The organism is Catellatospora sp. NPDC049111, assembly GCF_040648615.1.
Lineage (GTDB): Bacteria > Actinomycetota > Actinomycetes > Mycobacteriales > Micromonosporaceae > Catellatospora > Catellatospora aurea.
This window is the reverse complement of the sequence record NZ_JBEZEB010000041.1, coordinates 55,334-81,023: the sequence shown is the minus strand read 5'-3', so window position 1 is coordinate 81,023 and position 25,690 is coordinate 55,334. Positions and strand designations below refer to the sequence as shown.

At 72.5% G+C, this 25,690-nt stretch carries 24 protein-coding genes and 1 pseudogene; 14 read left to right on the top strand and 11 right to left on the bottom strand.

The genetic code is table 11. The features are described from left to right. Positions 1–168 precede the first annotated feature (168 nt). Positions 169–965, bottom strand: a pseudogene (locus tag AB0B66_RS35345) (methyltransferase domain-containing protein). A gap of 129 nt (positions 966–1,094) precedes the next feature. On the opposite strand from AB0B66_RS35345, the gene AB0B66_RS35340 reads away from it, so the two are divergent. Together AB0B66_RS35340 and AB0B66_RS35335 are read left to right on the top strand one after the other, a co-directional pair. Then, positions 1,095–2,174 carry an AI-2E family transporter gene (locus AB0B66_RS35340; protein ID WP_360538273.1) on the top strand — a complete coding sequence of 360 codons (1,080 nt, stop codon included), beginning with the start codon at positions 1,095–1,097 and terminating at the stop codon, positions 2,172–2,174. A gap of 52 nt (positions 2,175–2,226) precedes the next feature. Beyond that, positions 2,227–3,129, top strand: coding sequence for a YihY/virulence factor BrkB family protein (locus tag AB0B66_RS35335; protein ID WP_360538271.1), 903 nt, complete (start codon positions 2,227–2,229; stop codon positions 3,127–3,129). A gap of 55 nt (positions 3,130–3,184) precedes the next feature. Here the strand turns inward: AB0B66_RS35335 and AB0B66_RS35330 are convergent, their stop codons facing one another. Continuing rightward, entirely contained in the window at positions 3,185–4,735 is a 1,551-nt protein-coding gene (locus tag AB0B66_RS35330; protein ID WP_360538269.1) for a hypothetical protein, read from the bottom strand. Positions 4,736–5,018: 283 nt separating this feature from the next. On the opposite strand from AB0B66_RS35330, the gene AB0B66_RS35325 reads away from it, so the two are divergent. Continuing rightward, on the top strand, positions 5,019–6,704 hold the full coding sequence (locus AB0B66_RS35325) for a sulfatase (RefSeq protein WP_360538267.1): 1,686 nt from the start codon (positions 5,019–5,021) through the stop codon (positions 6,702–6,704). 65 nt (positions 6,705–6,769) lie between these two features. On the opposite strand, the gene AB0B66_RS35320 is transcribed toward AB0B66_RS35325, so the two are convergent. Together AB0B66_RS35320 and AB0B66_RS35315 are read right to left on the bottom strand one after the other, a co-directional pair. Next, a complete protein-coding gene (locus AB0B66_RS35320) occupies positions 6,770–8,500 on the bottom strand; it encodes a HAMP domain-containing sensor histidine kinase (RefSeq protein WP_360538265.1) in 1,731 nt (576 codons plus the stop codon). Beyond that, positions 8,497–9,189: a response regulator transcription factor gene (locus tag AB0B66_RS35315; RefSeq protein ID WP_360538263.1), complete on the bottom strand. Its 693-nt coding sequence runs from the start codon at positions 9,187–9,189 to the stop codon at positions 8,497–8,499. The genes AB0B66_RS35320 and AB0B66_RS35315 overlap by 4 nt, the downstream gene beginning before the upstream one ends. Before the next feature lie 284 nt (positions 9,190–9,473). Here AB0B66_RS35315 and AB0B66_RS35310 point away from each other — a divergent pair, with 284 nt between their 5' ends. Further along, on the top strand, positions 9,474–10,679 hold the full coding sequence (locus tag AB0B66_RS35310) for a hypothetical protein (RefSeq protein WP_360538261.1): 1,206 nt from the start codon (positions 9,474–9,476) through the stop codon (positions 10,677–10,679). Positions 10,680–10,731: 52 nt separating this feature from the next. On the opposite strand, the gene AB0B66_RS35305 is transcribed toward AB0B66_RS35310, so the two are convergent. Then, a complete protein-coding gene (locus tag AB0B66_RS35305; protein WP_360538259.1) occupies positions 10,732–11,919 on the bottom strand; it encodes an MFS transporter in 1,188 nt (395 codons plus the stop codon). 137 nt (positions 11,920–12,056) lie between these two features. Here AB0B66_RS35305 and AB0B66_RS35300 point away from each other — a divergent pair, with 137 nt between their 5' ends. The 5 genes from AB0B66_RS35300 to AB0B66_RS35280 all read left to right on the top strand — a co-directional run bounded on the left by AB0B66_RS35300 (position 12,057) and on the right by AB0B66_RS35280 (position 15,438). Then, positions 12,057–12,368 carry a metalloregulator ArsR/SmtB family transcription factor gene (locus tag AB0B66_RS35300; RefSeq protein ID WP_360538257.1) on the top strand — a complete coding sequence of 104 codons (312 nt, stop codon included), beginning with the start codon at positions 12,057–12,059 and terminating at the stop codon, positions 12,366–12,368. Positions 12,369–12,371: 3 nt separating this feature from the next. Further along, positions 12,372–12,911, top strand: a complete 540-nt coding sequence (locus tag AB0B66_RS35295) for an SRPBCC family protein (RefSeq protein WP_360538255.1) — start codon at positions 12,372–12,374, stop codon at positions 12,909–12,911. 123 nt (positions 12,912–13,034) lie between these two features. Further along, positions 13,035–13,859 (top strand): endonuclease/exonuclease/phosphatase family protein, encoded by an 825-nt coding sequence (locus AB0B66_RS35290; RefSeq protein WP_360538253.1) that lies wholly within the window; start codon positions 13,035–13,037, stop codon positions 13,857–13,859. A 2-nt stretch (positions 13,860–13,861) separates the two neighbouring features. Beyond that, positions 13,862–14,518, top strand: a complete 657-nt coding sequence (locus AB0B66_RS35285; RefSeq protein WP_360538251.1) for an HAD family phosphatase — start codon at positions 13,862–13,864, stop codon at positions 14,516–14,518. Beyond that, complete coding sequence (locus tag AB0B66_RS35280; protein ID WP_360538249.1) at positions 14,515–15,438, top strand: hexose kinase; 924 nt, start codon at positions 14,515–14,517, stop codon at positions 15,436–15,438. Before AB0B66_RS35285 ends, AB0B66_RS35280 begins: the two co-directional genes overlap by 4 nt. A 237-nt stretch (positions 15,439–15,675) precedes the next feature. On the opposite strand, the gene AB0B66_RS35275 is transcribed toward AB0B66_RS35280, so the two are convergent. Continuing rightward, on the bottom strand, positions 15,676–16,245 hold the full coding sequence (locus tag AB0B66_RS35275; RefSeq protein WP_360538247.1) for an LPXTG cell wall anchor domain-containing protein: 570 nt from the start codon (positions 16,243–16,245) through the stop codon (positions 15,676–15,678). 102 nt (positions 16,246–16,347) lie between these two features. Between AB0B66_RS35275 and AB0B66_RS35270 the strand changes: the two genes are divergently transcribed. Further along, positions 16,348–16,809: an SRPBCC family protein gene (locus AB0B66_RS35270; RefSeq protein ID WP_360538245.1), complete on the top strand. Its 462-nt coding sequence runs from the start codon at positions 16,348–16,350 to the stop codon at positions 16,807–16,809. 105 nt (positions 16,810–16,914) lie between these two features. Here AB0B66_RS35270 and AB0B66_RS35265 read toward each other — a convergent pair whose 3' ends face one another. The 3 genes from AB0B66_RS35265 to AB0B66_RS35255 all read right to left on the bottom strand — a co-directional run bounded on the left by AB0B66_RS35265 (position 16,915) and on the right by AB0B66_RS35255 (position 18,448). Further along, complete coding sequence (locus AB0B66_RS35265) at positions 16,915–17,346, bottom strand: hypothetical protein (protein WP_360538243.1); 432 nt, start codon at positions 17,344–17,346, stop codon at positions 16,915–16,917. A 104-nt stretch (positions 17,347–17,450) separates the two neighbouring features. Continuing rightward, positions 17,451–18,104, bottom strand: coding sequence for a 2'-5' RNA ligase family protein (locus AB0B66_RS35260; RefSeq protein WP_360538241.1), 654 nt, complete (start codon positions 18,102–18,104; stop codon positions 17,451–17,453). Continuing rightward, positions 18,080–18,448: a VOC family protein gene (locus tag AB0B66_RS35255; RefSeq protein ID WP_360538239.1), complete on the bottom strand. Its 369-nt coding sequence runs from the start codon at positions 18,446–18,448 to the stop codon at positions 18,080–18,082. Before AB0B66_RS35255 ends, AB0B66_RS35260 begins: the two co-directional genes overlap by 25 nt. A gap of 75 nt (positions 18,449–18,523) precedes the next feature. Here AB0B66_RS35255 and AB0B66_RS35250 point away from each other — a divergent pair, with 75 nt between their 5' ends. Further along, positions 18,524–20,056, top strand: a complete 1,533-nt coding sequence (locus AB0B66_RS35250; RefSeq protein ID WP_360538237.1) for an aldehyde dehydrogenase family protein — start codon at positions 18,524–18,526, stop codon at positions 20,054–20,056. Position 20,057: 1 nt separating this feature from the next. Here AB0B66_RS35250 and AB0B66_RS35245 read toward each other — a convergent pair whose 3' ends face one another. Further along, positions 20,058–20,645: a hypothetical protein gene (locus AB0B66_RS35245; RefSeq protein WP_360538235.1), complete on the bottom strand. Its 588-nt coding sequence runs from the start codon at positions 20,643–20,645 to the stop codon at positions 20,058–20,060. A gap of 265 nt (positions 20,646–20,910) precedes the next feature. On the opposite strand from AB0B66_RS35245, the gene AB0B66_RS35240 reads away from it, so the two are divergent. Then, positions 20,911–21,765: a phosphotransferase gene (locus tag AB0B66_RS35240; protein ID WP_360538233.1), complete on the top strand. Its 855-nt coding sequence runs from the start codon at positions 20,911–20,913 to the stop codon at positions 21,763–21,765. Between the two features lie 48 nt (positions 21,766–21,813). Here the strand turns inward: AB0B66_RS35240 and AB0B66_RS35235 are convergent, their stop codons facing one another. After that, positions 21,814–22,770 (bottom strand): S41 family peptidase, encoded by a 957-nt coding sequence (locus tag AB0B66_RS35235; protein ID WP_360538231.1) that lies wholly within the window; start codon positions 22,768–22,770, stop codon positions 21,814–21,816. Positions 22,771–22,827: 57 nt separating this feature from the next. On the opposite strand from AB0B66_RS35235, the gene AB0B66_RS35230 reads away from it, so the two are divergent. Both AB0B66_RS35230 and AB0B66_RS35225 read left to right on the top strand, forming a co-directional pair. Beyond that, positions 22,828–23,439: a helix-turn-helix domain-containing protein gene (locus AB0B66_RS35230; RefSeq protein WP_360538229.1), complete on the top strand. Its 612-nt coding sequence runs from the start codon at positions 22,828–22,830 to the stop codon at positions 23,437–23,439. A gap of 80 nt (positions 23,440–23,519) precedes the next feature. Next, complete coding sequence (locus AB0B66_RS35225) at positions 23,520–25,673, top strand: SulP family inorganic anion transporter (protein ID WP_360538227.1); 2,154 nt, start codon at positions 23,520–23,522, stop codon at positions 25,671–25,673. Positions 25,674–25,690: the final 17 nt, after the last annotated feature.

Here is a 25,690-nt window from a genome sequence, read left to right as displayed (position 1 = left end):
GCGCCCCGGGGTTGGGCCGTTGGTGGGGGTGGTGTGCGCGGGCCCCCGATATTCGACGGTGGACTATCACATCTAATATCTCCCAGGGTTTTTCGATGTGATAGGCCACCGTCGATTGCCATCATCCCCGCGCGGGCTCCGGCCCCGCCGATACCTCAGGGGGTATGGCTATACGTGGCAGATGACCTCGCCGTGCGGGACCAGGAACCAGCCGTCCTCGGCCGCCACCCACTCCCGCCAGCCGTCGGCCATCCGCCGCAGGTCGTCCTCGGTCGCCAGGCCCTGCGCGACGGCCTGCCCGGCCAGTGCCGAGTGCACGACCCGCTCCGCCCACATGCCTCCCCACCAGGCGCGCTCCTCGGGGGAGGCGTAGCACCAGACGCTCGCGGTCGCCGTGACGTCGGTGAACCCCGCCGCCCGCGCCCAGGAGTGCAGCCGCCGCCCGGCGTCGGGCTCCCGCCGTTGCCCCGGGCGATCCGCCGGTACAGCGCCAGCCACTCGTCGAGGGCCGGGATCAGCGGATACCAGGTGAACGCGGCGTAGTCGCCGTCGCGGGCGGCCACCACCCCGCCGGGCCGGCACACCCGGCTCATCTCTCGCAGCGCGCCGACCGGGTCGGCCAGGTGCTGCAGCACCTGGTGGGCGTGGACCACGTCGAACGAGCCGTCGGGCAGGTCGAGGGCCTGCACGTCGGCGACCAGGAAGTCGACGTTGGCGGTGCCGCGGGCGGCGATCTCGGCGCGGGCCAGCCCGAGGGCGTCCTCGGTCAGTTCCAGTGCGGTGAGCCGTGCCGGGGCGACCGCGTCGGCCAGGTCGGCGGTGATGGTGCCCGGCCCGCAGCCGACGTCCAGGACCGTGCGGCCCGGACGCAGGTGGGGGAGCAGGTACGCGGCGGAGTTGGCCGCGGTGCGCCAGCGGTGCGACACCAGCACCGTCTCGTGATGCCCGTGCGTGTACGTCGTCATGGTTGATCCCTCCTACTGGGAGAGTCTAGAGATCACGTCCTGTCATATGGGAGACGTATCCCATATGATGAACATGTTTGAGATAGTGGCAGCTTAGGGAACGTATGTTCGGTGATGAACGGGCATCGAATGAGCGCCGCCGATGTCTTCCGCTGGGCGGTCGCCGCCTCGTGCGGGGTCGCGCTGGTGGGCGCGGTCCTGGCCGCCGTCTGGTCCGTGCGCGGGATCATCGTGCTGGTCCTCGTATCGCTGTTCGTCGCCGTCAGCCTCGACCCGGCGGTCCGCTGGCTGGTACGCCACCACGTCCACCGCCCGTACGCCGTCACCGTCATCCTGCTCGCCCTGCTGCTGCTTCTCGCCCTGCTGCTGCTCGGGATCGGGCCGCCACTGGCACGCCAGGCCGGGCAGCTCACCGCCGACCTGCCCGGCCGGATCCAGGAACTCGACGACCGCTCACGGGCCTTCCGCGAGCTCAGCGCCCGCTACGGGCTCGGCGACCGGCTCAACGAACTGGCCGCCACGATCCCCGAACGCGTCGGCACGAGCCTGCTCAGCCTGTTCCGCACCTTCCTCGGCGTGCTCGCCGCCGCGCTGACCGTGCTCGTGCTGTCGCTGTACTTCCTCGCCGACATGCCGCGCCTGCGCCGCCGCGTCCAGCTGATGGCCCCCGACCGGCAGCGCGAGCGCACCCGCCGCATCGTCGACGTGGTCGTCGACAAGGTTGGCTCGTACATGATCGGAAACCTGCTGATCTCGCTGATCGCCGGCGTCGTCGCGTACGTCGGCCTGCTCGTGCTGGGCATCCCGTTCGCGCTGCCGCTCGCCCTGATCGTCGCGGTGACCGACCTGATCCCGCTGGTCGGCGCCACCCTCGGCACCGCGGTCTGCGGGCTGGTCGCGGCGATCACCTCCGGGCTGTGGCCCGCCGCGGTCGGCATCGTGATCTGGCTGCTGATCTACCAGCAGATCGAGAACTACGTGATCGTGCCGAAGGTCATGAAGCAGAGCCTGGACATGCCCGCGCTCGCGGTCCTGCTGGCCAGCCTGCTCGGCGCCGGACTGCTCGGCCTGGTCGGCGCGCTCATGGCCATCCCGATCGCCGCCACCGTCAAGACGGTGCTGGTCGAGCTGCGCAGACCCCTGCCACCCGAGCACCCGCCCGAGCCCGCCGACGACGCGGAACCCGGCCCGCGGGGCACGCACCCGTGATGCGATCGACGTGGCGGATCCGGCCACGGCACCGACGACGCAGGAGAACGACATGCCCGCACGGCCGTCCACCGCCCCGCAGGGCTTCACCCGCCGGGACTGGTGGGGCGTGCTCAAGCGCACCGTCAAGGAGTACCAGCAGGACAACCTGGGCGACTGGGCGGCCGCGCTGACCTACCGGGCGGTGATGTCGCTGTTCCCGGGCATCCTGGTGCTCGTCGCGCTGCTCGGCCTGACCGGCGCGGACACCGCCCGGCGCGCCTCGGCCGAGGTCGGGGCGTACGCGCCCGGCGCCGTCCGGGACGTGCTCGACAACGCCCTGACCGAACTGCAGCGCGGCCAGGGCGCCACGGCCGGCCTGGTCGCGGTGATCGGTGTCCTGCTCGCGCTGTGGGCGGCCTCCGGCTACGTGTCGGGGTTCATGCGCGCCAGCAACGCCATCCACGACGTGCCCGACGACGGGCCCATGCGCAAGACGCTGCCGATCCGGCTCGGCGTCACCGTCGTGTGCGCCCTCGCGATCTGCGTCGTCGCCCTCGCGCTGGTCTTCACCGGCCCCGTCGCGGCGCGTGCCGGCGAGTTCCTGCACCTGGGCGCCGGAGTCGTGCGCGTCTGGGACATCGCGAAATGGCCCCTGGTCATCGCCGTGATCGCATTGATCTTCGCGCTGCTCTACTGGGCCTCGCCCAACGCCCGGCAGGGCGGCTGGCGCTGGATCACGCCCGGCAGCGTGCTCGCCGTGCTCATCTGGCTGGCCGCCTCGGCCGGCTTCGCGCTGTACGCGGCTAACTTCGCCTCCTACAACAAGATCTACGGCAGCCTGGCCGGCATCATCGTCTTCCTCATCTGGCTCTGGCTCAGCAACGCCGCCCTGCTGCTGGGCGCCGCCTTCGACGCCGAACTCCACCGCACCCGCACCCACCCCGACGAGGAGCAAGGAAGGGCACCTTCTTAACGGAATCCGTGGCGGAAGGGCACCTTCCCAACAACGGACCGGTGGTGGGCTGGGGTTATGGGGCGGTGGGCGTGGGGTAGATGCGGTAACCGCCGACCAGGGCGGGCGTGGCGGTGGGCATACGGCGGGCCAGCTCGGCGTCCAGTGCGGAGCCGGCGGGCGCGACCACCGCCTGCGCCTGGGCCTTCCAGAAGGCGGAGTACCGGTTGAAGCCCCGGTCGAGCCGGTCGTCGACCACCCCGCAGACGGTCTGCTCCGCGCTGAGGTAGCTGATCCAGTTGCAGGTCCAGTACTCGCCGTGCACGTACGTGTAGCCCGACGCAGCCAGGGCCGCCACGACCTCCTGCTGACCCCGGCCCGCCGACTCGTAACCGGGGGACTGCCGGGCCAGGGCGACCGACGCCGCTAGCATGGTGAGCGCGAGCGCGCAGACGGGCAGCGCCGCGGGCACCGCCCACGCCGTACGGGCACGCACGACGCGCCACAGCGGCCACAGCGCCGCGGGCAGCGCGATCCCCAGCAGCGCCAGGTAGCGGGCGCTCTCGATCGGGGTGTCGGCCGCCGCCGGGCTGCGCAGGTAGCTCAGGAGGCTGAGCAGCCCGCCCGCGGCGAGCACGAGCCGCAGCACCTCCCGGGCCCGCTCGTCGCCGTCGCCGTCGGTGCCGCGCAGCCGCCGCAGTCCGCGTACGGCCAGGACGACCGCCGCGACCAGCAGCGCCACCACGACCGGCCCCCACCACAACGACCAGCCCTCGCACCGGCTCGGCGCGCACAGGCCCATGCCCATCGGCAGGCCGAACCACGCTCCGCCGACGATGCGCTCGAACAGCGACGCTTCGCTGCCCGCCCCGTTCAGGCCGAGGAACACGGCGACCGAGTTGTTCTCGAAGCTTGAGGTGAGATTGTCGATCACCAGTGGCAGCGCCCCCACCAGGGCGCTGACGAGCACCACGACGCCCATCCGCCGGGTGAGCACCCGGGCTGCCAGCAGCGCCGCGAGCGCTCCGGCCAGGTATGGGGCCGGCAGCCAGTGGTTCCAGACGATCAGCCCGAACGTCAGCCCCCAGCCGGCGTACGCGTACGCCGAGGTCAGGCGGCGCGTCATCAGCCCGTACGTGAGCAGCAGCAGGCCCGCCACCATCGGCGCGGATTCCGGGTAGCCCCCGCCGGCGATCAGCTGGTTCTTCACCACGCGGTCGGAGCCCAGCGCGAGCAGTCCCACCGTGACGGCGGCCAGACCGGGCGAGAACAACCTGCGCACCAGCACGAACATCAGCGCCAGAAAGGACGCGAAAAGCAGGATGTTCGGTATCCGCAGCGCGGTGACCGAGGGCCCGGTCAGCGCCACGAGCGGAGCCGCCAGGTACGCCTCGACGGTGCCCATGTAGTGCTGGCCGTAGAAGTAGATCGGCAGCTCCCGGCCCTCACCGATGTGCAGCGCGGCGAGTCCCATGGTCGCCTCGTCGCTGTTGGTGTTCGGCGTCGAGTGGGCCGTGAGCCAGATCCGCCAGCCGACTCCGAGCGCCCCGGCGAGCACTGCTGCGGCGGTGTACCGGTCGAGGCGGGAAAGGCGCGGTGAATCGAGGCGAGCGCCGCTCCCCGTCAAGAATTCCTCCCCCGAATTGACCGGCCACCGAGCAAGCACGTGCGAACGCGCCCGGCTGACCAAACAATCAGCAGATGGAACCAGTCCGGCCGGTTGCTGTCAACTCTGCCCGATTGACCGGATGGGATCCGCGGACCCGGTGGCCGGAATGCGCGGCAGCGGCCGGCGCTGACATACCCGGCCCGCAGTGACTACGGTGATCGGTACCCCGACCCGCCACGACGCCGGCGCACCCCGGCCCATCGCCGCGATACCGGAACCCGCCGAGATCCGAGGACCCGAGTTGCGTTTCAGACACCTCTGGCCGCAGGCCACGCGGTCCGCCGACACCCCCGGCGGCGGAGCGGCGGACGACGGCGACCGCGCCGCGGACGGCCCGGTTCGGAGCCGAGCGCGCGGCACCGTCGCCCGGGTGACGACCGCGGTGGCCGGGCTGGCCGTGCTGCTCCTGCTCGTCGCGCCCGGCGAGGCCGACCGGCTCACCGACCCCGCGGCGTTCCTGCGCATCCCGGTGGACGGCCTGCTGGGCGTGCTCATCGTGATCGCGACTCCGGCCCGGGCCAGGCGCGCCGTCGCGCTGTTCGTCGGGGCCGTGCTCGGCCTGCTGGGCATCCTGAAGCTGGTCGGCCTCGGTTTCTCGTACTTCCTCGACCGCCCCTTCGAGCCGCTGGCAGACGGGCCCTTCCTCGCGGCGGCAGCGGACTACCTGCGGCAGTCGGCCGGCGACACCACCGCGAACGCGGCCGTGGCGGCCGCCGTGCTGATCGCCGTCGTCGTGCTCGCCGTCATGGCGGTCTCGTTCGGAAGGCTGGCCGCGGTCGCGGCCCGGCGGCGTCGCGCCGCGGCGGCCACGGTGGGCGTGCTCGCCGTTGCGGGGCTGGTCGCCGGGGCAGCGGGCGTGCAGATCGTGCCCGGCGTGCCGGTCGCCTCCCGGGACCTCTACGAGCGGGTGCGCCAGGCCCAGGCCGGGGTGCAGGACGCGCAGACGTTCGCCGGACTGATCGCCACCGACGCCTTCCGCTACCTGCCCGGTGCGGACCTGCTGCCCGCGCTGCGCGGCAAGGACGTCGTGATCGCGTTCGTCGAGAGCTACGGGCGGGTCGCCCTCGACCAGCCGGATCTGGCCGTGCCGACGGCCGCGCTGCTCGACGACGCGGCGGGCCGGCTGCGCGCGTCCGGGTACACCACGCGCAGCGCCTGGCTCACCTCGCCCACCACCAGCGGCGGGAGCTGGCTGGCCCAGTCCACCCTGCTGTCCGGGCTGTGGATCAACAATCAGCAGCGTTACCAGGCGTTCCTGGACAGCGACCGGTTCACGCTGCCTACCGCCTTCGGGCGGGCCGGCTGGCGTACGACCTCCCTCATGCCCGCCACCACCGAACCGTGGCCCGAAGGCGCGGCACTGTACGGCTACGACCGGCTGTACACCCGCCCCGACCTCGGCTACCGGGGCCCGGCCTTCGGCTACTCGGTCGTCCCCGACCAGTACACCCTGTCGCTCTTCCAGCACCGCGAACGCACCGGCGCGCCGGTCATGGCGGCCATCCCGCTCATCTCCAGCCACTCCCCGTGGCGACCCATCCCCGAGCTGCGGACCTGGAACGACGTCGGCGACGGCACCGCCTTCACGGCCGCCGCGCAGGCCCCCGACGCCGGAGCGCGTACCGCCTACCGGGACGCGATCGGCTACTCGCTGCGCACGCTGATCTCCTACGTCGAGACCTACGGCGGCGACGATCTGGTGCTGGTCTTCCTCGGCGACCACCAGCCCGGCCCCGAGGTCATCGGGCAGGACACCGACCGCGACGTGCCGATCACGATCCTCGCCCGCGATCGCGCCGTCATGGACCGCACGTCGGCCTGGGGCTGGCAGGACGGGCTCAGGCCGGGCCCGTCCGCGCCGGTGTGGCGGATGGACGCCTTCCGTGACCGTTTCCTGACCGCCTTCGGCCCGGCCGAACACCGCTGACCCCCCGCACCGCCCCTCCCGCAGCGGGCCCCGCGCGTGGCCAGCGCGGATGGGAAGGGCACCTTCTACACGGACGTCCGATGTGAAGGTGCCCTTCCTTCGCCTGGACGCTCGGGGGAGGGGGTGGCGGGTAGGGAGATGGTGAAGGTGGTGCCGTGGCCGGGCTCGCTGGTCAGGGTGATCGTGCCGCCGTGGTCGGCGGTGATCTGCCGGGCGATGGTCAGCCCCAGGCCGCTGCCGCCGGTCGCCCGGGTTCGTGCGCGGTCGGCGCGCCAGAAGCGGTGGAACACGCGCGGCTGGTCCTCGGCGGGGATGCCGCAACCGCGGTCGGTGACCCGTATCTGCACGGTGTGCCCGAGCCGCAGCGCGGACAGCGTGACCGTCGCGCCCGCCGGGGAGTGCCGGACCGCGTTGGTGACCAGGTTGCCGACCGCCTGCCGGAGGCGGCCCGCGTCGGCGTGCACGAGCAGCGCGGGCTCCGCGGTCACTTCGAGCTGGACGACGACGGCCGCGGCGGCCGGCTGGTGGGCCGACCGGCAGCTGTCCAGCAGTTCGCCGACGTCGACCGCGGACCGCTGGTACTCCAGCGCCCCCGCCTCGGCCAGAGCCAGGGTCTGCAGGTCGTCGATGATGCGCTGCTGCAGCATGGTCTCCTCGTGCAGCGAGCCGAACAGCGTCGCGTCGGCGCTGACCAGTCCGTCCTCCAGCGCCTCCAGGTAGGCGCGCACGTTCGCCAGCGGCGTGCGCAGCTCGTGGGCGATGTCGGCGATCATCCGCCGTTGCTGCTCCTCGGCGCGCTGCACCGAATCGGCCATCCCGTTGAACGTGGCGGCGAGTTGCGCCAGCTCGTCGCCGCCGTCGACGCTGACGCGCTGGTCCAGGGAGCCTTCGCCGAAGCGGCGGGTGGCGACCGTCAGGCGCTGGATGGGGCGCAGCACGTGGCGGCTCAGCAGCAGAGAGCCGAGCACGATGGGCACGGCGACCACGCTGAAGGCCAGGATGATCGGGGTGGTGTCGATGCCGTCCTCGGAGCTGACGGCCAGCCGCAGCGGCTCCGGCCCGACGATGGAGATGCGGGTGAGGAAGACCTCGCGCAGGCAGGTCCGCAGGTGCTGCGCCCGGCCGGGCGCCGTGGCCGGGGTCGCGGCCGGGCGGGAGCCGGGGGCGGCGGGCCCCTCGCCGGGCGTATCGAAGCAGCGGCCGACCTCCTCCTTGTCGCGGTCGATCGAGTGCGCCAGGCTGGGCGCGACCGCCCGGCAATCGTCGACCATGTCGGCCGGAGCGGTGAGGTTGGTGAAGATCGGGAGCCCGTACTGGCCCGTGACGGCCTGCGGCTGCATGCCCGCTCGGGAGAGGCAGGCGGCGAAGCGGATCTCCTTGCGGTACTGCTCGATCGCCAGCAGCGTGGTCTCCCGCTCCTTGCCCGGTGCCGCCGGCAGGTCGAGCTGCGCGCGGGCGTCGATCGGGATGGTGAGTTTCGTCATCGGGGTCACCGGCCCGCCTTCGAGCACCGCGGTGTCGACGATGCCGACCGTCCCGTCCTGGGTGTCGAGCCGGATGCGCCGTCCGGTCCGGTGCGCGATGCCGGCCACCACCTCGGCGACGCCTTCCCAGGTGCCATGGTTGCGGCCGTATTGGGTGACCTCCTCGGCGATCTGCCGCATGACCTGCTGCTGGGCCTGCGCCGAGGCGGTCACCGCGTTCTCGGCGAGGATGAACGTGAGGTAGGTGCTGGCCCCCGTGGCGACCAGCACGACGAGGGCCACCAGGGCGAACACCCTGGTCCGGAAGGTCATGCGCCCGGCTGCGGCACGCGGTAGCCGCGCCCGTAGACGGTCTGCACGTACCGGGGTTCGCCCGGATCCTGCTCGATTTTGCGGCGCAGGTTGACGACGTGCACGTCGACGGTGCGTTCCAGGACGTCCTGGTCGAAGCCGAAGGCTCGGTCGATGATCTGCGCTCGGGTGAAGGCGCGCCCGGGTTCGGCCGCGAGCACCTCCAGGATGCCGAACTCCTTGGCGGTAAGCGCCACCGCGCGCCCGCCGACGCGCACCTCGAAGCTGTCGGCGTCCACGACGAGGTCGCCGACGACGACAGGCCCCCGGGCGCCGGTCGGGACCCCGGTGGAGCGGCGCAGCAGCGCGCGTACCCGGGCGACCAGCTGGCGGGGGCTGTAGGGCTTGGTGATGTAGTCGTCGGCGCCGAGATCGAGCCCGAGCAGGATGTCGTTCTCGGTGCTGCGGGCGGTGAGCAGGATGATCGGCACTGCGGACTCGCGGCGCAGGATGTGGCACACGTCCAGCCCGTCGACCTCGGGCATCATCACGTCGAGCACGACCAGGTCCGGCTTGCGGGCCCGGCACTGCTCGAGCGCGGCACGGCCGTCGGCGACCGCCAGCACGCTGTGTCCTTCGTGCTCCAGGTACATGCGGAGCACCTGTACGAGCTTCGGGTCGTCGTCGGCGACCAGGATCCGGGCTGCCACGTGTCACCTCCTGCGCGTCTATCGCTGCGCGGATTGTGCCTGAGCACATGTGAACAAGCTGTTAGCAAAAGGCGGGAGTCGATGCGGGATGCGGTCCTGTGCCATTGCCGGCCAGCTGACCTGCGCAACATCGTTCACTAATCGCCTCTTAATAAGGCCTTAATAAGTGGCCGAATACGTTGCGCTGCATTGTCGGCAGCAGTGGAGGAGCCTCTTTCGATGGACCGGTTCTTGATCGTCGGGAACGCCCTGGCAGTCGGTGGATGTGAAGGCGGGGTGGCGGCGTGACCTCCGTGCTGCTGGTCGGCTGGCGTCCGAAAGCCATCGCCGCACTGCGCCGGCTCGGCGCCGAGGTCACCTGCGCCCTGCGCCCCGGCGACGACGACAACGCGGCACCCGGGCAGCGGCCGCACCGGACGGTGCGGGTCGCCGACCCGGCCGGCGCCGAATCGGTCCTGGCCGGCCTGGCCCGCCAGGGCCTGCGGCCCGGGGACTTCGACGTGGTGTGCAGCCAGCAGGAGTTCACCATGGTGACCGCGGCCGCGATCGGCGGCGACCGGTCCTGGATGCCCCTGGCTACGGCCATGAACCTGCGGGACAAGCAACTGCAGAAGCTGCGCATCCGGCAGGCGGGTCTGCGCGTCGCCGACACCTGGCCGGTAGACGACATCCGCGACCTGCGGGTGCCCGCGTACCCCAGCGTGCTCAAGCCGCTGGCGGGCGCGGGTGCCCGCGACACCGTCGTGCTGGGCGGCCCCGAGGCCGCCGACCTCGCCCGCGAGCGGCTGCTGCAGGCCCGCAAGCGGGGGCCGTGGCTGCTGGAACGGTTCATGCCCGGCCACGAACACGCCATCGACGGCGTGGTGCGTGGCGGGCGGCTGCGGCACCTCGGCATCTCGCGCTACCAGAGCAACCTGATCCGGATGACCGACGGCGCGCACATGCTGTACGTGGCGCAGGACCGCGACGAGCACCCGGAGCTGTACCGCCAGGGCGGGGAGCTGGCCGAGGCGGCGATGCGCGCCCTCGGGCACACCGACGGCGTCTTCCACCTGGAGGCGTTCCTCGACGAGGAGGGCTTCATCTTCAGCGAGTGCGGCGGCCGGATCTGCGGCGGCAAGGCCGACGTGATGGCAGAACTGAAGTTCGGCGTCGACCTGCACGACGAGTGGGCGCGGGCCGTGCTGGGCCTGCCCGCCGGCATGCGGCGGCCCGTCCGGGCCGGCAGTTACGCCCACGGCTGGATGCCGCTGCCTGCCGGCCGACTCGTGTCGGCACCCGACCGGGAGCAGATCGCCGCCCGGCCCGGGGTGCGCGAGGCCCACGTCTGGCTCCACCCGGGCGACCGGGTGGTCGATCCGCGCACCTCCTCCGGCGCGGGCCTGGGCACCGTGCTGATCGAGGGTGACACCGTCGCCGACGTCGAGCGGGACTTCGGCGACCTGGTGACGTGGGTGCAGGACGAGTCGAAGGTCGACCAGGACGGGTGAGGGCGGTGGGCCGCGCCCGTGGCCCCGGTCGGCGGGGTTACGGGCGCGAGGGTCAGGCGGTGGCGCGGCGCAGCTCGCGTACCGGGCGCACGGCCAGCAGCACGACGCAGCCCAGTACGCCGACCAGGGCGGACACCCCGAGCACCTGGTCGGCGCCGATGAGCACGGCCGCGGGTGCGGCGAGCACCTGGCCGATCGGGATGCCGGCGATCGAGCCGGCGATCTCGTAGGCCGACACCCGGTTGAGCACGTTGCCGGGCACCTGGGTCTGCACGCTGGTGGCCCACATGACCGACCAGAACGCCCAGGCCGCGCCGCCCACCGCGTGCGCCGCGAGCAGCAGCCCGAGCGGCGCGTGCACGGACACCGACAGCGGGATCAGCGCGAAGCCGAACATGGCCAGGCCGCCCGCCGCCAGCGGCCGGGCCGGGCGCACCCGCATCGCGACCAGGCCGCCGAGCACGGTGCCGCCGCCCATCGCCGACATGGCCCAGCCGTACGCGTTCTCGCCCAGGTAATCGGTGATCACTCCGGAGCTGAGCGGGATGTTCGGCCCGAACAGCGTCACGCCGAACACCACCCAGATCAGGATCACGCTCCACATCCAGCTGCGGGTGCGGAACTCGTGCCAGCCTTCGCGCAGATCACGGCGGATGGTGACGTCGGCCCGCGGGGCGTGCACGACCGGGGGCAGCCGCAGCGCGAGCAGGCACAGCGCGCTGACGGCGAAGGTGGCGGCGTTGATGGCGTACACGGTGCCGGGCCCGGTGAGCACGACGAGCGTCGCCGACAGCGCGGGGCCGAGCAGCTGCGCCCCGGCGTCGGCAACCCGCAGCGCCCCGTTGGCGCGCTGCACGTCGGCGGCCACGCGCGGCACCATGCCCGCGACGCCGGGCTGGAACATGGCGGTGGCCGCGCCGGCCAGCGCCGACATCGTGATCAGCAGCCCGAGCGGGGCGTTCCCGGTGATCAGGGCGACGGCGACGACGGACTGGGTGACCATGCGCACCACGTCCGCGCCGATCATCAGCCGGCGGGCGCCGAACCGGTCGGCGAACACCCCGCCGAACAGGATGAGGGCGATCGCCGGGACCATCCACGAGGCGAGCACCAGCCCGACGCCGGAGGCGCCGTGCCCGGCCGAGCGCACCGCCAGCGCGACGGCGACGGGCAGCATGCCGTCGCCGAACAGGGCGACGGCGCGAGCGACGAAATATAGGCTGAAATCACGGGTCCACATGCGACTACCCGGCGGCACGACTGTCATGCCGATCAAGAACCCAAAACTGTTAAGACTCCTTCCCGATTTTGCCGAAAACCCGGGACGAATTTGTGTACGCCTTGACAGGCATATAACCGAGGAGGCATGTTGAGAGCGTGACGGTGGTGGGCGCGTTCGCGGTGCTGGGTGAGGCGAACCGGCTGCGCATCCTGGAGCACCTGCGCGGCTCCGAACGCAGCGTCGGTGAACTGGTGGACCGGCTCGGTTTGAGTCAGCCCGCCGTCTCCAAGCACCTGCGGGTGCTGCGCGAGGCCGGCTTCGTGTCCAGCCGCATCGCCGCCCAGCAGCGGATCTACCGCATCGAACCGGAGCCGTTCGCGCAGCTGGAGCACTGGCTGGCGCAGTACCGCCGGCTGTGGGACCGCCACCTCGACGCGCTGGAACGGCATCTCGACGAGCAGGAGTGACACATGAACGCCATCGACCCCGGCCCGATCTGGCCGGTCGAGGCCCACCCGTCGGGCGGGCGCTGGACCCTGGTGCTGCAGCGCGACCTGCCGCACCCGCCCGCGAAGGTGTGGGCCGCGCTCACCGAACCCGGGCAGCTCGCCCAGTGGGCGCCATACCTGGCCGACCGCGACCTCGGCAGCACGGGCGGGGCAACCCTGACGATGATCGACGGCGAGTCGGCCGAGGACCTGCCCGCCACCGTGCAGCGCGCCGAGCCGCCGCACCTGCTCGTCTACACCTGGGGTGAGGATCTGCTGCGCTGGGAGCTGACCCCGACCGCCAGCGGCACCCGGCTGGTGCTGCGCCACACCATGGCCGACCGCGCCTGGCTGCCGAAGGTCGCGGCGGGCTGGCACCTGTGCCTGGTCGTCGCCGGACGGCTGCTCGACGGGAACCCGGCGCCGCCGATCCGCGGCAACGAGGCCAAGAACCACGGCTGGGTCGAACTCGACGAGGCGTACGGCCGCGAACTGGGCATCTCGGGCGACGAAACGGTGTGACCGTCGGTCGGGAGGGCCGGGCGCGATGTTCCCTGCGGGAGTGGAAACGGATACGCTGCTGCGCTGCGAGGCCGACCCGGGCCCGTGGGCAAAGTCGTATGCGAGCAGGAGTGTCGACCGGCGATGAGCGTAGACAACGGTTACCTGAAGGTCATGTCGTGGAACCTGTGGCTGGCCGGCCGCTTCGTCGACGACTCCCGGCGCAAGCAGCTCGCCTTCCTGCGCGAGCAGGCTCCCGATGTGGTCGGCCTGCAGGAGACGCTCGGCGTCGCGGCCCAGGAACTGGCCGAGGAGCTCGGCTGGCACCACCATCAGGGCGGCAGCTGCGGCATCATCTCGCCGCACCCGATCACCACGCGCCACGGCGACGAGTCGCTGCGCGGCGTCGGTGCGCGGATCCAGTTGCCCACCGGCCGTGAACTGGTGGTCTGGAGCGCGCACCTGAACTACGAGCCGTACGGGCCCTACGACTTCCACCTGTCCGGCATGACCGTGCCCCAGGTGCTGGCCCGGGAGGAGGAGGCGGGCCGCCCGCGCCAGATCGCCGACATCATCGACGCGATGCGCCCCGCCCTGGCCGAGCGCGGCCTGCCGGTGCTGCTCACCGGCGACTTCAACGTGCCCTCGCACCTGGACTGGCCGAACCTGCCGTGGCAGGTCAGCGTGGCGGTGGAGCGGGCCGGCCTGCGCGACTCCTACCGGGTCGTGCACCCGGACGCCGCGGCCAAGCCGGGCCACACCTGGTCGCCGCTGAACCACTGGCACGAGCAGCAGGAGGGGGTGCTCGAACCGCAGGACCGCATCGACTTCGTGCACTACGCGGGACCGCTGCGGCCCGTGGCGTCCGACACCGTGGGCGTGGGCGAGCCGCGCACGATGCCGCACCATGCCGACAATGAGTGGACCTCGGACCACTGGGCGGTGCTGAGCACCTTCGTGATGGAGTGATGATGCGATTCGACCTCGGCGGGTTCGACGCGGTCCTGCTGGACATGGACGGCACCCTGGTCGACACCGAGTCGCTGTGGATCGAGGCGGTGCTCGGCGTCGCCGCCGAGCTGGGCGCGGACCCGCTCGACCAGGCGCAGGTCATCGGCGGCACGGTGGCGGGCATCGTGGCGGTGGTCGGCGCGGCCACCGGCGGGCGGTACACGGCCGCCGACCTGGACCGGCGGATCGACCAGGCGGTCAAGCGCAGGATCGCCGAGGTCGGCGTGCGGCTGCGCCCGGGTGCGCGCCGCCTGCTCGACGACCTGATCGCGGCCGGTATGCCCTGTGCGCTGGTCACGTCGTCGGGCCGAGCGGACACCGAGATCATCCTCGACGTGCTGGGCCGGGCGGCGTTCGCGCACACGGTAACCGCCGACGACGTGCCGCGGCACAAACCGGACCCGCTGCCGTACGCGAGCGCGGCGGCGCTGCTCGGGGTGGACCCGGCGCGCTGTGTCGCGATCGAGGACAGCCTGGCAGGGCTGGCTGCCGCCGAAGGAGCCGGTTGCACCACGGTCGCCGTGCCACACCTTCAGGACATTCCGGACGCTCCGGGCCGCAACGTATTGACCAGCCTCGAAATGGTCTCCGTAACGCCGGTTAAGGTGACTCAGTGATCCTGACCGTGACGCCCAACGCCGCGCTCGACGTGACCTATCAGGTCGACGCGCTGACCCCGTACGCGACGCACCGGGTCGCGACGGTGGCCGAGCGCGCCGGCGGCAAGGGCGTCAACGTGGCCCGAGTGCTGCACGGACTCGGCACGCCGGTGCTGGCCACCGGCCTGGCCGGGGGACCCACCGGGCAGCGGCTGCGTGAGCTGCTCGTCGCCGACGACGTCGCCGAGGCCTTCCTGCCGGTGACCGGCGACGCCCGGCGCACCGTCGTCGTCGCCGACCGCGCCGACGCCACCGGCTTCTGGGAGCCCGGCCCGATCGTGTCCGCCGCCGAGTGGTCGGCGTTCACCGCGCACTTCGCCTCGCTGCTCGGCGGCGTCAAGGTCGTCGTGCTGTCCGGTTCGCTGCCACCGGGCGTGCCCGCGACGGCGTACGCGGAACTGCTGGCCCTGGCCCACGCGGCCGGAGCCGCCACGATCCTCGACGCCGACGGCGACCCGCTGCGCCAAGGGCTGCGGGTCCAGCCCGATCTCGTCAAACCGAACGCGTCCGAACTACACGCGCTCACCGGCATCCGGGTCGACAGTCCGGACGCGGCGCGTGCGGCCGTCGCCGCGCTGCGTGAGCTGGGCGCGGGAGACGTCGTCGCGTCGCTGGGCGGCGGTGGCCTGGTCGCGGTCAGCGCCGCGGGCGTATGGCGCGCCCGGCTGGCCGAGCCGCTCACCGGCAACCCGACCGGCGCGGGCGACGCCTGCGTGGCCGCCCTCGCCCGCGGCCTGCTCGCGGGACAGCCCTGGCCCGAGCGCCTGCGCGACGCCGTGGCCCTGTCGGCCGCCGCGGTGCTCTCCCCGGTCGCCGGAACCGTCGATCCCGCCGTCTACCGGCGCCTGCGCGACGAGGTCATCGTCGACGCCTGCTGACGCGCCGGATTCCGGTTGAACCGGACGCCTACTGGCCATTGTTGACAAGATGGTTGAGCAAGGCTGCCACCTATGCCGACGGATCATCACCGGGGCGCGGGATGGGTGAACCGAAACCGGGTGCCGCTGAGTGGCGATCGGGTGCTGGTCGCCTTCGCGTTCGGCTGCCTCGGCCGGCTTGCCCTGTACGCCGGCCTGACCTACCTCGGCCAGGACACAGACCCGGCCTGGCCCGGTTCACCGGCGAGGTGCTGTACCTGGTGCCGGTCGCCATGATGCTGGCCCTGAGTGTCTACGCCGCCGGCGCAGCACGATCCCGAGGGCGGCCGCCAGGACGAGCAGCGCCCCGGCGACCGGCCACCACGAACGCGATGTCCGGTCAGGAGCGGGCTCGGCCACCACCACCGGCGACGAGACCGCGGCGGGCTCGGCCGCCGAGGGCGCGGACACCGCAGGCGGAGCGGGCACGACGCCGTTGCACAACCCGGTGGCTCCGTTGTACACGTTCACCCGGTACCGGAGGCCGGCCTCGAACTGGTACCCGCAGCTGGCCTCGCTGCGGCTCACCCGCAGCCCGAGCGTCTCCCCGATCGCGACATCGCCCTTCTCGACGGAGTCGACCACGAGCCGGATCGACTCGTTCGTCACCTGCGCGACGGTGCCGAGCACGATGCGCTGGGCGTGCGCGTCCTGCTCGGGGCCGGGGGCGTAGGCGCAGGAGCAGGCCCAGGCCGGCTGAGCCGGGGAGATCACCACGACGAGGCCGGCCGTGGCCAGGACGAGGAAGAGGAGAGCACGCAGCTTCATGGCGACTCCGACGGGGCCGTCCCGCCGGGGGTTCCGCCCGCCGTCGGCGAGCTGACGCCGGTGCCGCACGACCGGGGGAAGACCGCCCACTACGCTGTCGCGATGGCTCTCGCCCTCATCAAGCACTCGTGGCGTGTCGACTCGCCGCCGGAGACGGTGTTCGCCCACCTGACCGAGCCGCAGCACTACATCGGACTGTCGCCGCTGGTCGTCGAGGTCCGCGACGTGCGCCACGGCACCGACGAGGAAGGCGAGCCGGTGACCGACTACGTCGCCGTCGAACGCTTCCGCTTTCTGCGGGTGCTGCGCTGGGACAACCTGATCCGGGTGCGGATGCGAGTGCTCGAACCAGGCAGGGTGCTGCGTCAGATCGTCGCCAGCCCAGGCGGAGTGACGCTGCTGTGGAGGGTACGGCTCACCCCGGACGGGGACGGCTCCATCGTCGACGACCGCATGGAGATCTCCATGGCCGCGCCGATGCGCGGTTTCGTGACCGGCCAGGCCCGCAAGGTCCAGCTGCACCGCGCCGCCGAACTCACCCGCCGCATGGCCGGCCCCGCCTGACGCGGCCAGCGTCCTTGATCGTCGGACTTGCCAGGCACGTGTGCGAAAGCGGGTTCAAGATACGCCCCGGTGCCGGGCAAGTCGGGCGATCTTGTGTCGCGCCGGTCAGCGGGGGACGGCGGCCTGTTCGAGCAGCGCGGTGACGTGGGGGTCGGGGGACGGGGTGGACAGGTCGCCGGCGAACGCCGCGAGGGCGTGCTCGCCGAGGCTGAGCTGCTGGCGCAGGGCGCGCCAGGCGTGCAGGTTGGGGTGGGGCAGGTCGGTGCAGGCGACGGCCGGCGTCAGCAGGGCGATCACGCGGTCGAGGTCGGCCGGGGTGAGCGGGTACGACGCGGAGCCGCCCGTGTGGCCGCAGACGGTCGCCAGCACGGCCGCGGGCAGGAAGCCGTCGCCGACCGCGACGCGGGCGAACAGGGGCCGTCCGGCCACGAGCCTGGCCACGCCGAACGCGGCCGGAGGCCGCCAGCCGGGGATGGCCGCCTCGAAGCGTTGCCGTGCCGCGTCCAGGTCCGCGATGGTGCGCCACTGCTCGAGCATGTCGCGATGATGGCACGCGCCGGGGCATGCTGTCGCGGCGGATCCCACGTCAGTGGCGGCGGCCCGACGCGCGACCTCCGCCTCGGGTCCGGTATCACGGCCGGTCAGGGGCGGGCGAGCGGGATGCGGGCCACCGGCGTCCACCGGTATCCGGCCGCCCGGGTGTCCTGCGCGACGTCGACCAGGTGCACCTCGCGTACGGTCAGCGCGGCGTGGCCGGGCCGCACCTGACGCAGGGCGGCCTGCACCCGGCCGGAGTCGCCGGACCCGGTGCCGTACGCGAGCGTGAGGTGGCCCGGCATCGCCTGGTAGGCGACGGCTTCGCTGCCGAGCACGTCGGAGATCGCCGTACGGGTGCGGGCGTGCACGGTGTGCAGCGGCTCGCCGGGCAGGTCACCGTCCAGATCGGCGAGCACGACGGAGACACTGGCCAGCGCGGACCCGGCGGTCAGGGTGAACGCGGGCACGTCGGACAGCGCCTCGGTGAGCCGGGCGGTGAGCTTGTCGCGTTCGCCGGGACCGATCTCGGCGGCGGGGATGCCCATCACGGGCTGGACGGTGACGTGCAGCCACGGGTCCGGCACGGGGGACAGGAAGCCGAACGGGGCCATGGCCGCCCGGCAACCGCGGACGAGTCCGGCCAGGCCCTGATCCTGCCGCAGGTCCGGGAGCAGGTACACGTGCAGCCGGGTCCAGCCAGTCGGCCAGACCCGGTCGCCGGTGAGGAACGCCTTCACCGGCCGCGCGGCGGCTGCCACAGCTCGAAGCGGTTGTCCTCGGCGTCGTACGCCCAGCCGAACCGCCCGAACTCCCCGTCCTCGACCTCCTCGGCGACCCTGGCGCCGGCGGCCCGCAGCTGGGCGAGCATGGCGTCCAGATCGTCCACCCGGAAGTTCATCATGTACGGCTGGTCGGGGTCGCCCATGTAGTCGGTGTCCTTCTCCAGGACCGTCCAGGCCGTCGTGCCGCCCGCGTGCCAGCGGAAGGTGTGCCCGCCCCATTCGCTCACATCGATACCGAGGTGGGTGGCGTACCAGGCACGCAGCACTTCGGCATCGCGGGCGCGGAGGAAGACACCGCCGATACCTGTTACTCGCTGCATCGGCACATTCTCACACGAAACCACCGTGCCGAGCCGGACCTTGGCGGAGCCCGCACGCGGGGGCATGATGCTGGCATGCTTCGTTCGATGATCGACGGCGCGCCGGTCACCGCCGCCGCCCGGATGCTCGACAGCCGCAACCCTGCCGACCTGGCCGACGCCGTGGCCCAGGTCGTGCTCGCCGACCCGGCGACCGTCACCGCGGCGGCCCGGTCGGCGCATGCCGCGCAGCGCGCGTGGGCCGGCGTGCCCGCGCCGGTCCGCGGGCAGGTCGTGGCGAACATCGGCGCGCTGGTCGAGGCCAACGCCGAGGCGCTGGCCCGGCTGGTCACCCGCGAGATCGGCAAGCCGCTGGCCGAGGCGCGCGGCGAGGTGCAGGAGATCGTCGACACCTGCCGGTTCTTCCTCGGCGAGGGCCGCCGCCTGTACGGCCAGACGGTGCCGTCGGAGATGCCGGACAAGCAGCTGTTCACCTTCCGCGAGCCGGTGGGCACCGCGATGATCATCACGGCGGGCAACTTCCCGGTCGCCGTGCCGTCCTGGTATCTCGTGCCCGCGCTGCTGTGCGGCAACACCGTGGTGTGGAAGCCCGCCGCGTACGCCGCGGCCGCCGCCGACGCCCTCTACCGGCTGTTCGTGCGGGCCGGGCTGCCCGCCGGGGTGCTCAACCTGGTGCACGCCGACGGCCCGGAGACCTTCACCGGCCTGTCCCAGGCCCTGGACGAAGGCCTGGTGCAGAAGGTCGGCTTCACCGGCTCCACCGAGGTCGGCCGTGCCATCGGCGAGCTGTGCGGCCGCCACCTGCAGAGCCCGTGCCTGGAACTGGGCGGCAAGAACCCGATGGTGGTCACCGAGGACGCCGACCTCGACCTGGCGGTGGAGGGCGCGCTGTTCGCCGGGTTCGGCACCGCCGGGCAGCGCTGCACGTCGCTGGGCACCGCGATCGTGCACGAGTCGGTGCACGGGGAGTTCCTGCGCCGCTTCGCCGCGGCGACGGCGGCCGCCGCGATCGGCGACCCGACCGGGGACGTCCTCTACGGGCCGATGCTGGACGAGCGCTTCGCGACGGCGTACGAGAAATATCTGGGTTGGATCTCCGGTGGGCAGCGGGTGCTCGGCGCGACCGGCCGGATCACGGTGGACAACCCCCGGGCCGGGTTCGTCGGCGACCCCACTACCGGCCTGTTCTACCACCCGGTGATCGTGGACGGGGTCCGGCCCGGGGACGCGATCTTCGACAACGAGACGTTCGGCCCGCTGGTCGGCGTGACCGCCTACGGCTCCCTCGACGAGGCGATCGAGCTGGCAAACGCGCCCGGGTACGGGCTGTCCAGCGCGATCTATACCACCGATCCGAGCAAGGCGTTCGCGTTCCGGCGGGGCATCGGGGCGGGCATGGTCAGCGTGAACAACTCGACCTCGGGGGCGGAGGCGCACCTGCCGTTCGGCGGCAACGGCCGCTCCGGCAACGGCAGCCGCCAGTCCGGCATGTGGGTGCTCGACCAGTTCACCCGCTGGCAGGCGCTGAACTGGGACTACTCCGGGCGGTTGCAGAAGGCGCAGTTGGAGGTCGCGGTCGTGCCGGCCGATCTGGAGTTCCGGTTGTAGCTCAGCCGACCGGCGCGGGCGCGCTGGCGATCACCTTGCCGTCCGTGCCGGTCGCGGTGACCGTGGCGCCCTCCACGGTCGCGTCCGGTGACCAGATGGCGAAGTAGACGCCGTCGTGCGTGCCGCGCAGCACCTCACCGGAGACCAGCCGGGCTTCGATCGCGGTCGCCCCGGCGGGCAGCGCCCCCATCAGGACCTTCGCCTTGGCCACCGCATCCCAGCCGCCGAAGAAATGCAGCCCCTGCGCGGGCGGTTCCTCGATGATCGAGCCGAAGCCCTGGTAGTGGCCGTACTGGTTGCCTTCGCAGACCCGGACCCAGTGTGGATCGTCGGCGACGTACATCCGCAGCCAGTCGTCGCCGACCTGCATGGCCAGGCGCTGGACCGGCGTGCCGCGCGGCTCCGGGCCATCACCGAGAGCCAGGCATTCGGCGGCAGCCTGGTCCTGCGGGACCGGCTTCCCGTCGGTGTCCTCCTCGGGCATCGTGATCAGCCACACCGCGCCGGCGAGCATCAGCACACACAGCGCCAGCACGAACCAGGCGGGCCCGGACATGCGCGTGTCAGAGGCCGGGCGGGGGTCGGTCACGGGCGCTCCCTGGGATCGGTGGAGGCTCACAGTAGGCGATCCCCACACGACCCACCGGCCTGCGGCCGATCATTTCGCAGGGGGTTTTCCAAGATCTGTTTTTGTGGACGCCAGGTGCCCCTATAGGGGCGTCCAGCGTCCACAAAAACAGATCTTGAGCGTCGGTACGGCGGTGAAGCCGTGCCCCACGCGTGACCAATAGGACGAAAGCGACCAGGACCGTATCGATCACGGCCCGGCTTGCCCGTGCTGCGATCGTAGGAGCGTGAACGCGTATCCCACGCCGACGCCCGAGACCGTGCAGTGGCTCAGGCAGGTCCTCGGCGCGCCGATCACCGCGGTGACACCGCTGCGAGGCGGCATCGCCCATGCCGTCAGCGCCGTCGACACGGCCGACGGGCGGCGCTACGCGTTACGCCGCTGGTGCCGGCCCGGCTGGCAGGTCGAGGACCCGTGGTTCACGCCCGCGAACGAGGTCGCCGCGCTGACCGCCCTCTCGGGGACCGGCCTGCCCGTGCCCGAGGTCGTCGCGGTGGACCATTCGGGTGCGCACACCGACTTCCCGGCGCTGCTGATGACCTGGCTGCCGGGCACGATGCTGCCCAGCGCCACCCATCGCGCCGATGTCGGGCCGCCGCCGACGACGGGCATGCTGCACCAGCTCGTCGCCGCCGCGCAGGCCGTGCACTCCGTAGACGGCGGCGGCGTCGCCCCGTTCGAGCCGTACGTCGTGCTCGCCGCCGCGCGGCCGCCACGGTCCAGCACCCGCCCCGAACTGTGGGAGCGGGCGATCGCCGCCGGGGCGGCCGTCGCGCCTCCCGAGCGGTCCACTCTGATCCACCGCGACTACCACCCGGGTAACACGCTGTGGCAGGACGGGCGGCTCACCGGCATCGTGGACTGGACGAACGCGTCCCGGGGCGCGCCCGGCTACGACTTCGGCTACCTGCGCGTCAACCTGCTCATCACGTACGGCCAGGAAGCCGCCGACGCCCTGCTCCCGCTGCTCGACGAGCACGACCCGGCCGCGGACCTGCTGGCCTTCCTGGACATGGAATGGGAGGGCCCGCACGCCGCCCCGCTCCCGGTGATGGAGTCCTACCTGCAACGCCTGCTGTGAAAGGAAGGGCACCTTCCACAACACATAGCGATGTGAAGGTGCCCTTCCTTACAGCGGGGCGCCGGCGTCGAGTGCGGTGCGGGCTTCGGCGGCGGACGGGCCGTTCCCGGCGCAGACCTGCTCCAGGGCGGCCCGGTATGCCGTCGGCAGGGCCTGCTCGGCACTCGTCGCGAGGTCCGGGGACACGCCGACGCTCTCCCAGTTCGTGCCGGAGACCGGGTTGACGGCGCGCGCCACCGAGATCGTCGCCTCCAGGTGCGGGTGCAGGCGGAAGGCCTCCCGCGGGTGCGCGCCGCCGCGCGTGCGCTCGCCGACGACGGTGCCGCGGCCGGTCTGCTGAACGTCGTACGCGAGCGCCTCCCCGCCGGAGAAGGTGGACCCCGAGGTCAGCACGTACAGGGGCCGGTCGCGGCCGAAGCGGCGGCCGGGCACGTGCGCGTGGCTCCACGACTGCCGCACCTGGTCGGTGGCTCGCTCGTACATGCCGGTCAGCTGCACCGGCTCGTGGTCCCACAGGTAGCTCAGGAACAGGCTCACCGCGGACGGCTCACCGCCCAGGCAGCCGCGCAGGTCCACGATCAGCGCCCGGACCGGGGCGAGCAGCGTGAACGCCGCCGCGTACACGTCGCCGACGAGCACCGCGGGGAACAGCACGGGTGTGACCTCCAGCAAGCCCACGTCGCCCGGCAGGCGGCGTGCCCCGGCGATCCCGCCACAGGTGCGCTCGGCCCACTGGGCCATCGCCGCGTACTCCGCCGCGTCGTCGCCGGGGACCTGCTCCGGCAGCGGCTCGGCGTGGTGCAGCAGGCGCAGGTGCTTGTCGCCGTTGACGGACTGCAGGTCGGTGGTGACCTCCGCGGCGAGCGCGGTGAGGTCGGTGGGGTAGCCGTCGCGCCGGGCGGCCAGCCGGGCGGAGATCTCGGCGGCGGCGTCGGGGAACACGTAGCGCTCCTCGACCAGGGTCCGCAGCCGGTCGACGAGTTCGGTCACCTCAGGGGTCGTCATGGAGTCCAGGGAAGCACGTCCCTTGACAAAGCGTCAAGAGTTCTTAACGCTTAACTCATGACACCGCGCGACACCGGATCTGCGGGCCCCGAGAATCCGCCGGTCCGAACCGGACAGAGCGGACCCGCGTCCGCCGACCAGGACAGCCCGGCCGGGCCGGCGGACGAGACGGTCATGCAGGTGACCTCGCTGGAGCACTTCAAGGCACTGGCCCACCCGATGCGGCATCGGCTGCTGTTCGCCCTGGAACGCCCGGCTACCGTCAGCCGGCTCGCGGCGGTGCTGCGTACCAACAAGGGCAACGTGGCGCACCACCTGAAGGTGCTGGTGGACGCCGGGTTGGTCCGGCCCGCCGGCACCCGCACCGTGCGCGGCGGCACCGAGCAGTACTACGCCCGCCCGGCCCGCGCCCTGCACTACGCCGGCCCGGCGGCGGCGGAGAACACGGCCGTCGCGTTCCAGGCGCTCGGCGCGGAGATCGCCGCGGCCGCCCCGGACCCGTTCCTGGTGCTACGCCACCTGCGGCTCACCGCCGACCAGGTCCGGGACCTCACCGCCACCCTGGCCGCCCTCGCCGAGGACACTCCTGACGCCGGGGACGACGGCATACGGTACGGCCTGCTGCTCGGTCTCTACCGGCCGCACGACCCGGACGCTCCCTCATATTGATCGACGATCTCTCCATCAGCGTTTTCTCAGCTTGCCGCAGTTGAGGTGGGCATAACGCGTAAGGAGAGGTGGTCGTCTACATGAGCGCACAATGGCGTGAGCGGTTGCGGACGGACGTGCCGGCGTCCCTGGTGGTGGTGCTGGTGGCACTGCCCCTGTCGCTGGGCATCGCGGTGGCTTCCGGGGCGCCTGTACTGGCCGGATTGATCAGTGCCGTGATCGGCGGGATCGTGGTGGGAGCCCTCGGCGGCTCCGTGGTGCAGGTGAGCGGCCCCGCGGCCGGCCTGACACTGATCGTGGCACAGACCGTGGCCACCTTCGGCTGGCGCGGGGCGTGCGCGATCACGGTCGCCGCCGGGGTGCTGCAACTGCTGCTCGGCGCGTCCCGGGTGGCGCGGGCGGCGCTGGCCGTCTCGCCCGCCATCGTGCACGGCATGCTCGCCGGGGTCGGCGTCGTGATCGTCCTGTCCCAGGTGCACGTGCTGCTCGGCGACGCCCCGCAGGCCTCGGCGCTGGCCAACCTGCGCGCGCTGCCCTCGGAACTGCTGCACAACCACACCCCGGCGGTGTTCGTCGGCGTGCTCACCCTGGCCGTGCTGTGGGGCTGGCGGGCCGTGCCGACGCTGGCCGGGATCGTGCCCGCGCCGCTGGCGGCGGTGGTCGTCGGCACCGCCGTCGCGGCGGCGACCGGCTGGGACCTGCAGCGGGTGGACATCCCCGACGACATCCTCGCCTTCGACGCCGGGCCGATCTGGCCCGACGCCGCGCCCTCGACGCTGCTCGCGGCGGTCGGCGCGGTGGCGTTGGTGGCCAGCGTCGAGTCGTTGCTGTGCGCGGTCGCCGTCGACCGGATGCACGACGGACCCCGGGTCAACCTGGACCGCGAACTTGCCGGGCAGGGCGCGGCCAACGTCGTGGCCGGGGCGCTCGGCGGTCTGCCGGTGGCCGGGGTGATCGTGCGCTCGACGACGAACGTGAAGGCCGGCGGCCGTACGAGGCTGTCCACGGTGCTGCACGGTGTGTGGATCCTGGTGCTGGTCCTGGTGGCCGCGCCGGTGATCGAGCTGATCCCGCTGCCGGCCCTGGCCGCGCTGCTGGTCTACACCGGCGTGCAGATGGTCAACCTGACCCACGCCCAGCAGGTGCACCAGCACAGGGAGATGCCGGTGTACGTGCTCACGCTGCTGGCCGTGGTGGTGCTGGGCCTGTTCGAGGGGGTGCTGGTCGGCATGGCGTGCGCGCTGCTGCTGTCGGTCTGGCGGCTCACCCACGCCACCGTGCGGGCCTACCAGGACGAACACGGCTGGCACGTCGCGATCGAGGGTTCGCTGACCTTCCTGGCGGTGCCGCGGCTGAGCCGGGCGCTGGCCCAGGTGCCCACGGGGGTCGCCGTCGGCGTCGAGCTGAACGCCGACTTCATGGACCACGCCGCGGTGACCGCGCTGCACGACTGGCGCACCGGCCACGAGCGCGGCGGCGGCACCGTCGAGGTGCACGAACTGCACCACAACTGGTACGCCGACGCGATCACCGGCCAGCGCGCGCCGGCCCGGAAGATCCACCCGACCGCCTGGCTGCTGCCGCGCGTGCACCGCGCCGTGCCGCACGGCGCCCGGGAGCGCCTGACCCGGGGTGCGCGGCTGTTCCACCGGCACGGGGCCCGCCGGGTCGGCCCGCTTCTGGCCGAGCTGGCCCGCACCGGCCAGCAGCCCACCCAGCTGTTCATCACCTGCGCCGACTCGCGCATCGTGCCCAGCATGATCACGTCGACCGGTCCCGGAGACCTGTTCACCGTGCGCAACGTGGGCAACCTGGTGCCCCGGGACGGCGACGGCGACCTCGACGGCAGTGTGCCGGCCGCGATGGATTTCGCGCTCAACGTGCTGCAGGTGCGCACCATCACGGTGTGCGGACACTCCGGCTGCGGCGCGCTGGCCGCGCTGCTGCGTCCGGGCACCCTGCCCGCGCCGATGCCGCACCTGCTGCGCTGGCTGCGGCACGCCCAGCCCAGCCTGCACCGGGTGGGCCAGGTCGGCGACGGCGACCACCTGACCCGGCTCTGCCAGCAGAACGTGGTCCAGCAGCTGGAGAACCTGATGTCCTACCCGGGGGTCGCCGAACGCGTGCACGACGGCCGCCTGGAGCTGGTCGGCATGTACTTCGACATCGCCACCAGCCGCATCCACCTGCTGGACCCGACCCACACCAGGTTCACGCCCGTCTCGGCGCACTGACGCGGGCCGGGGCGCGG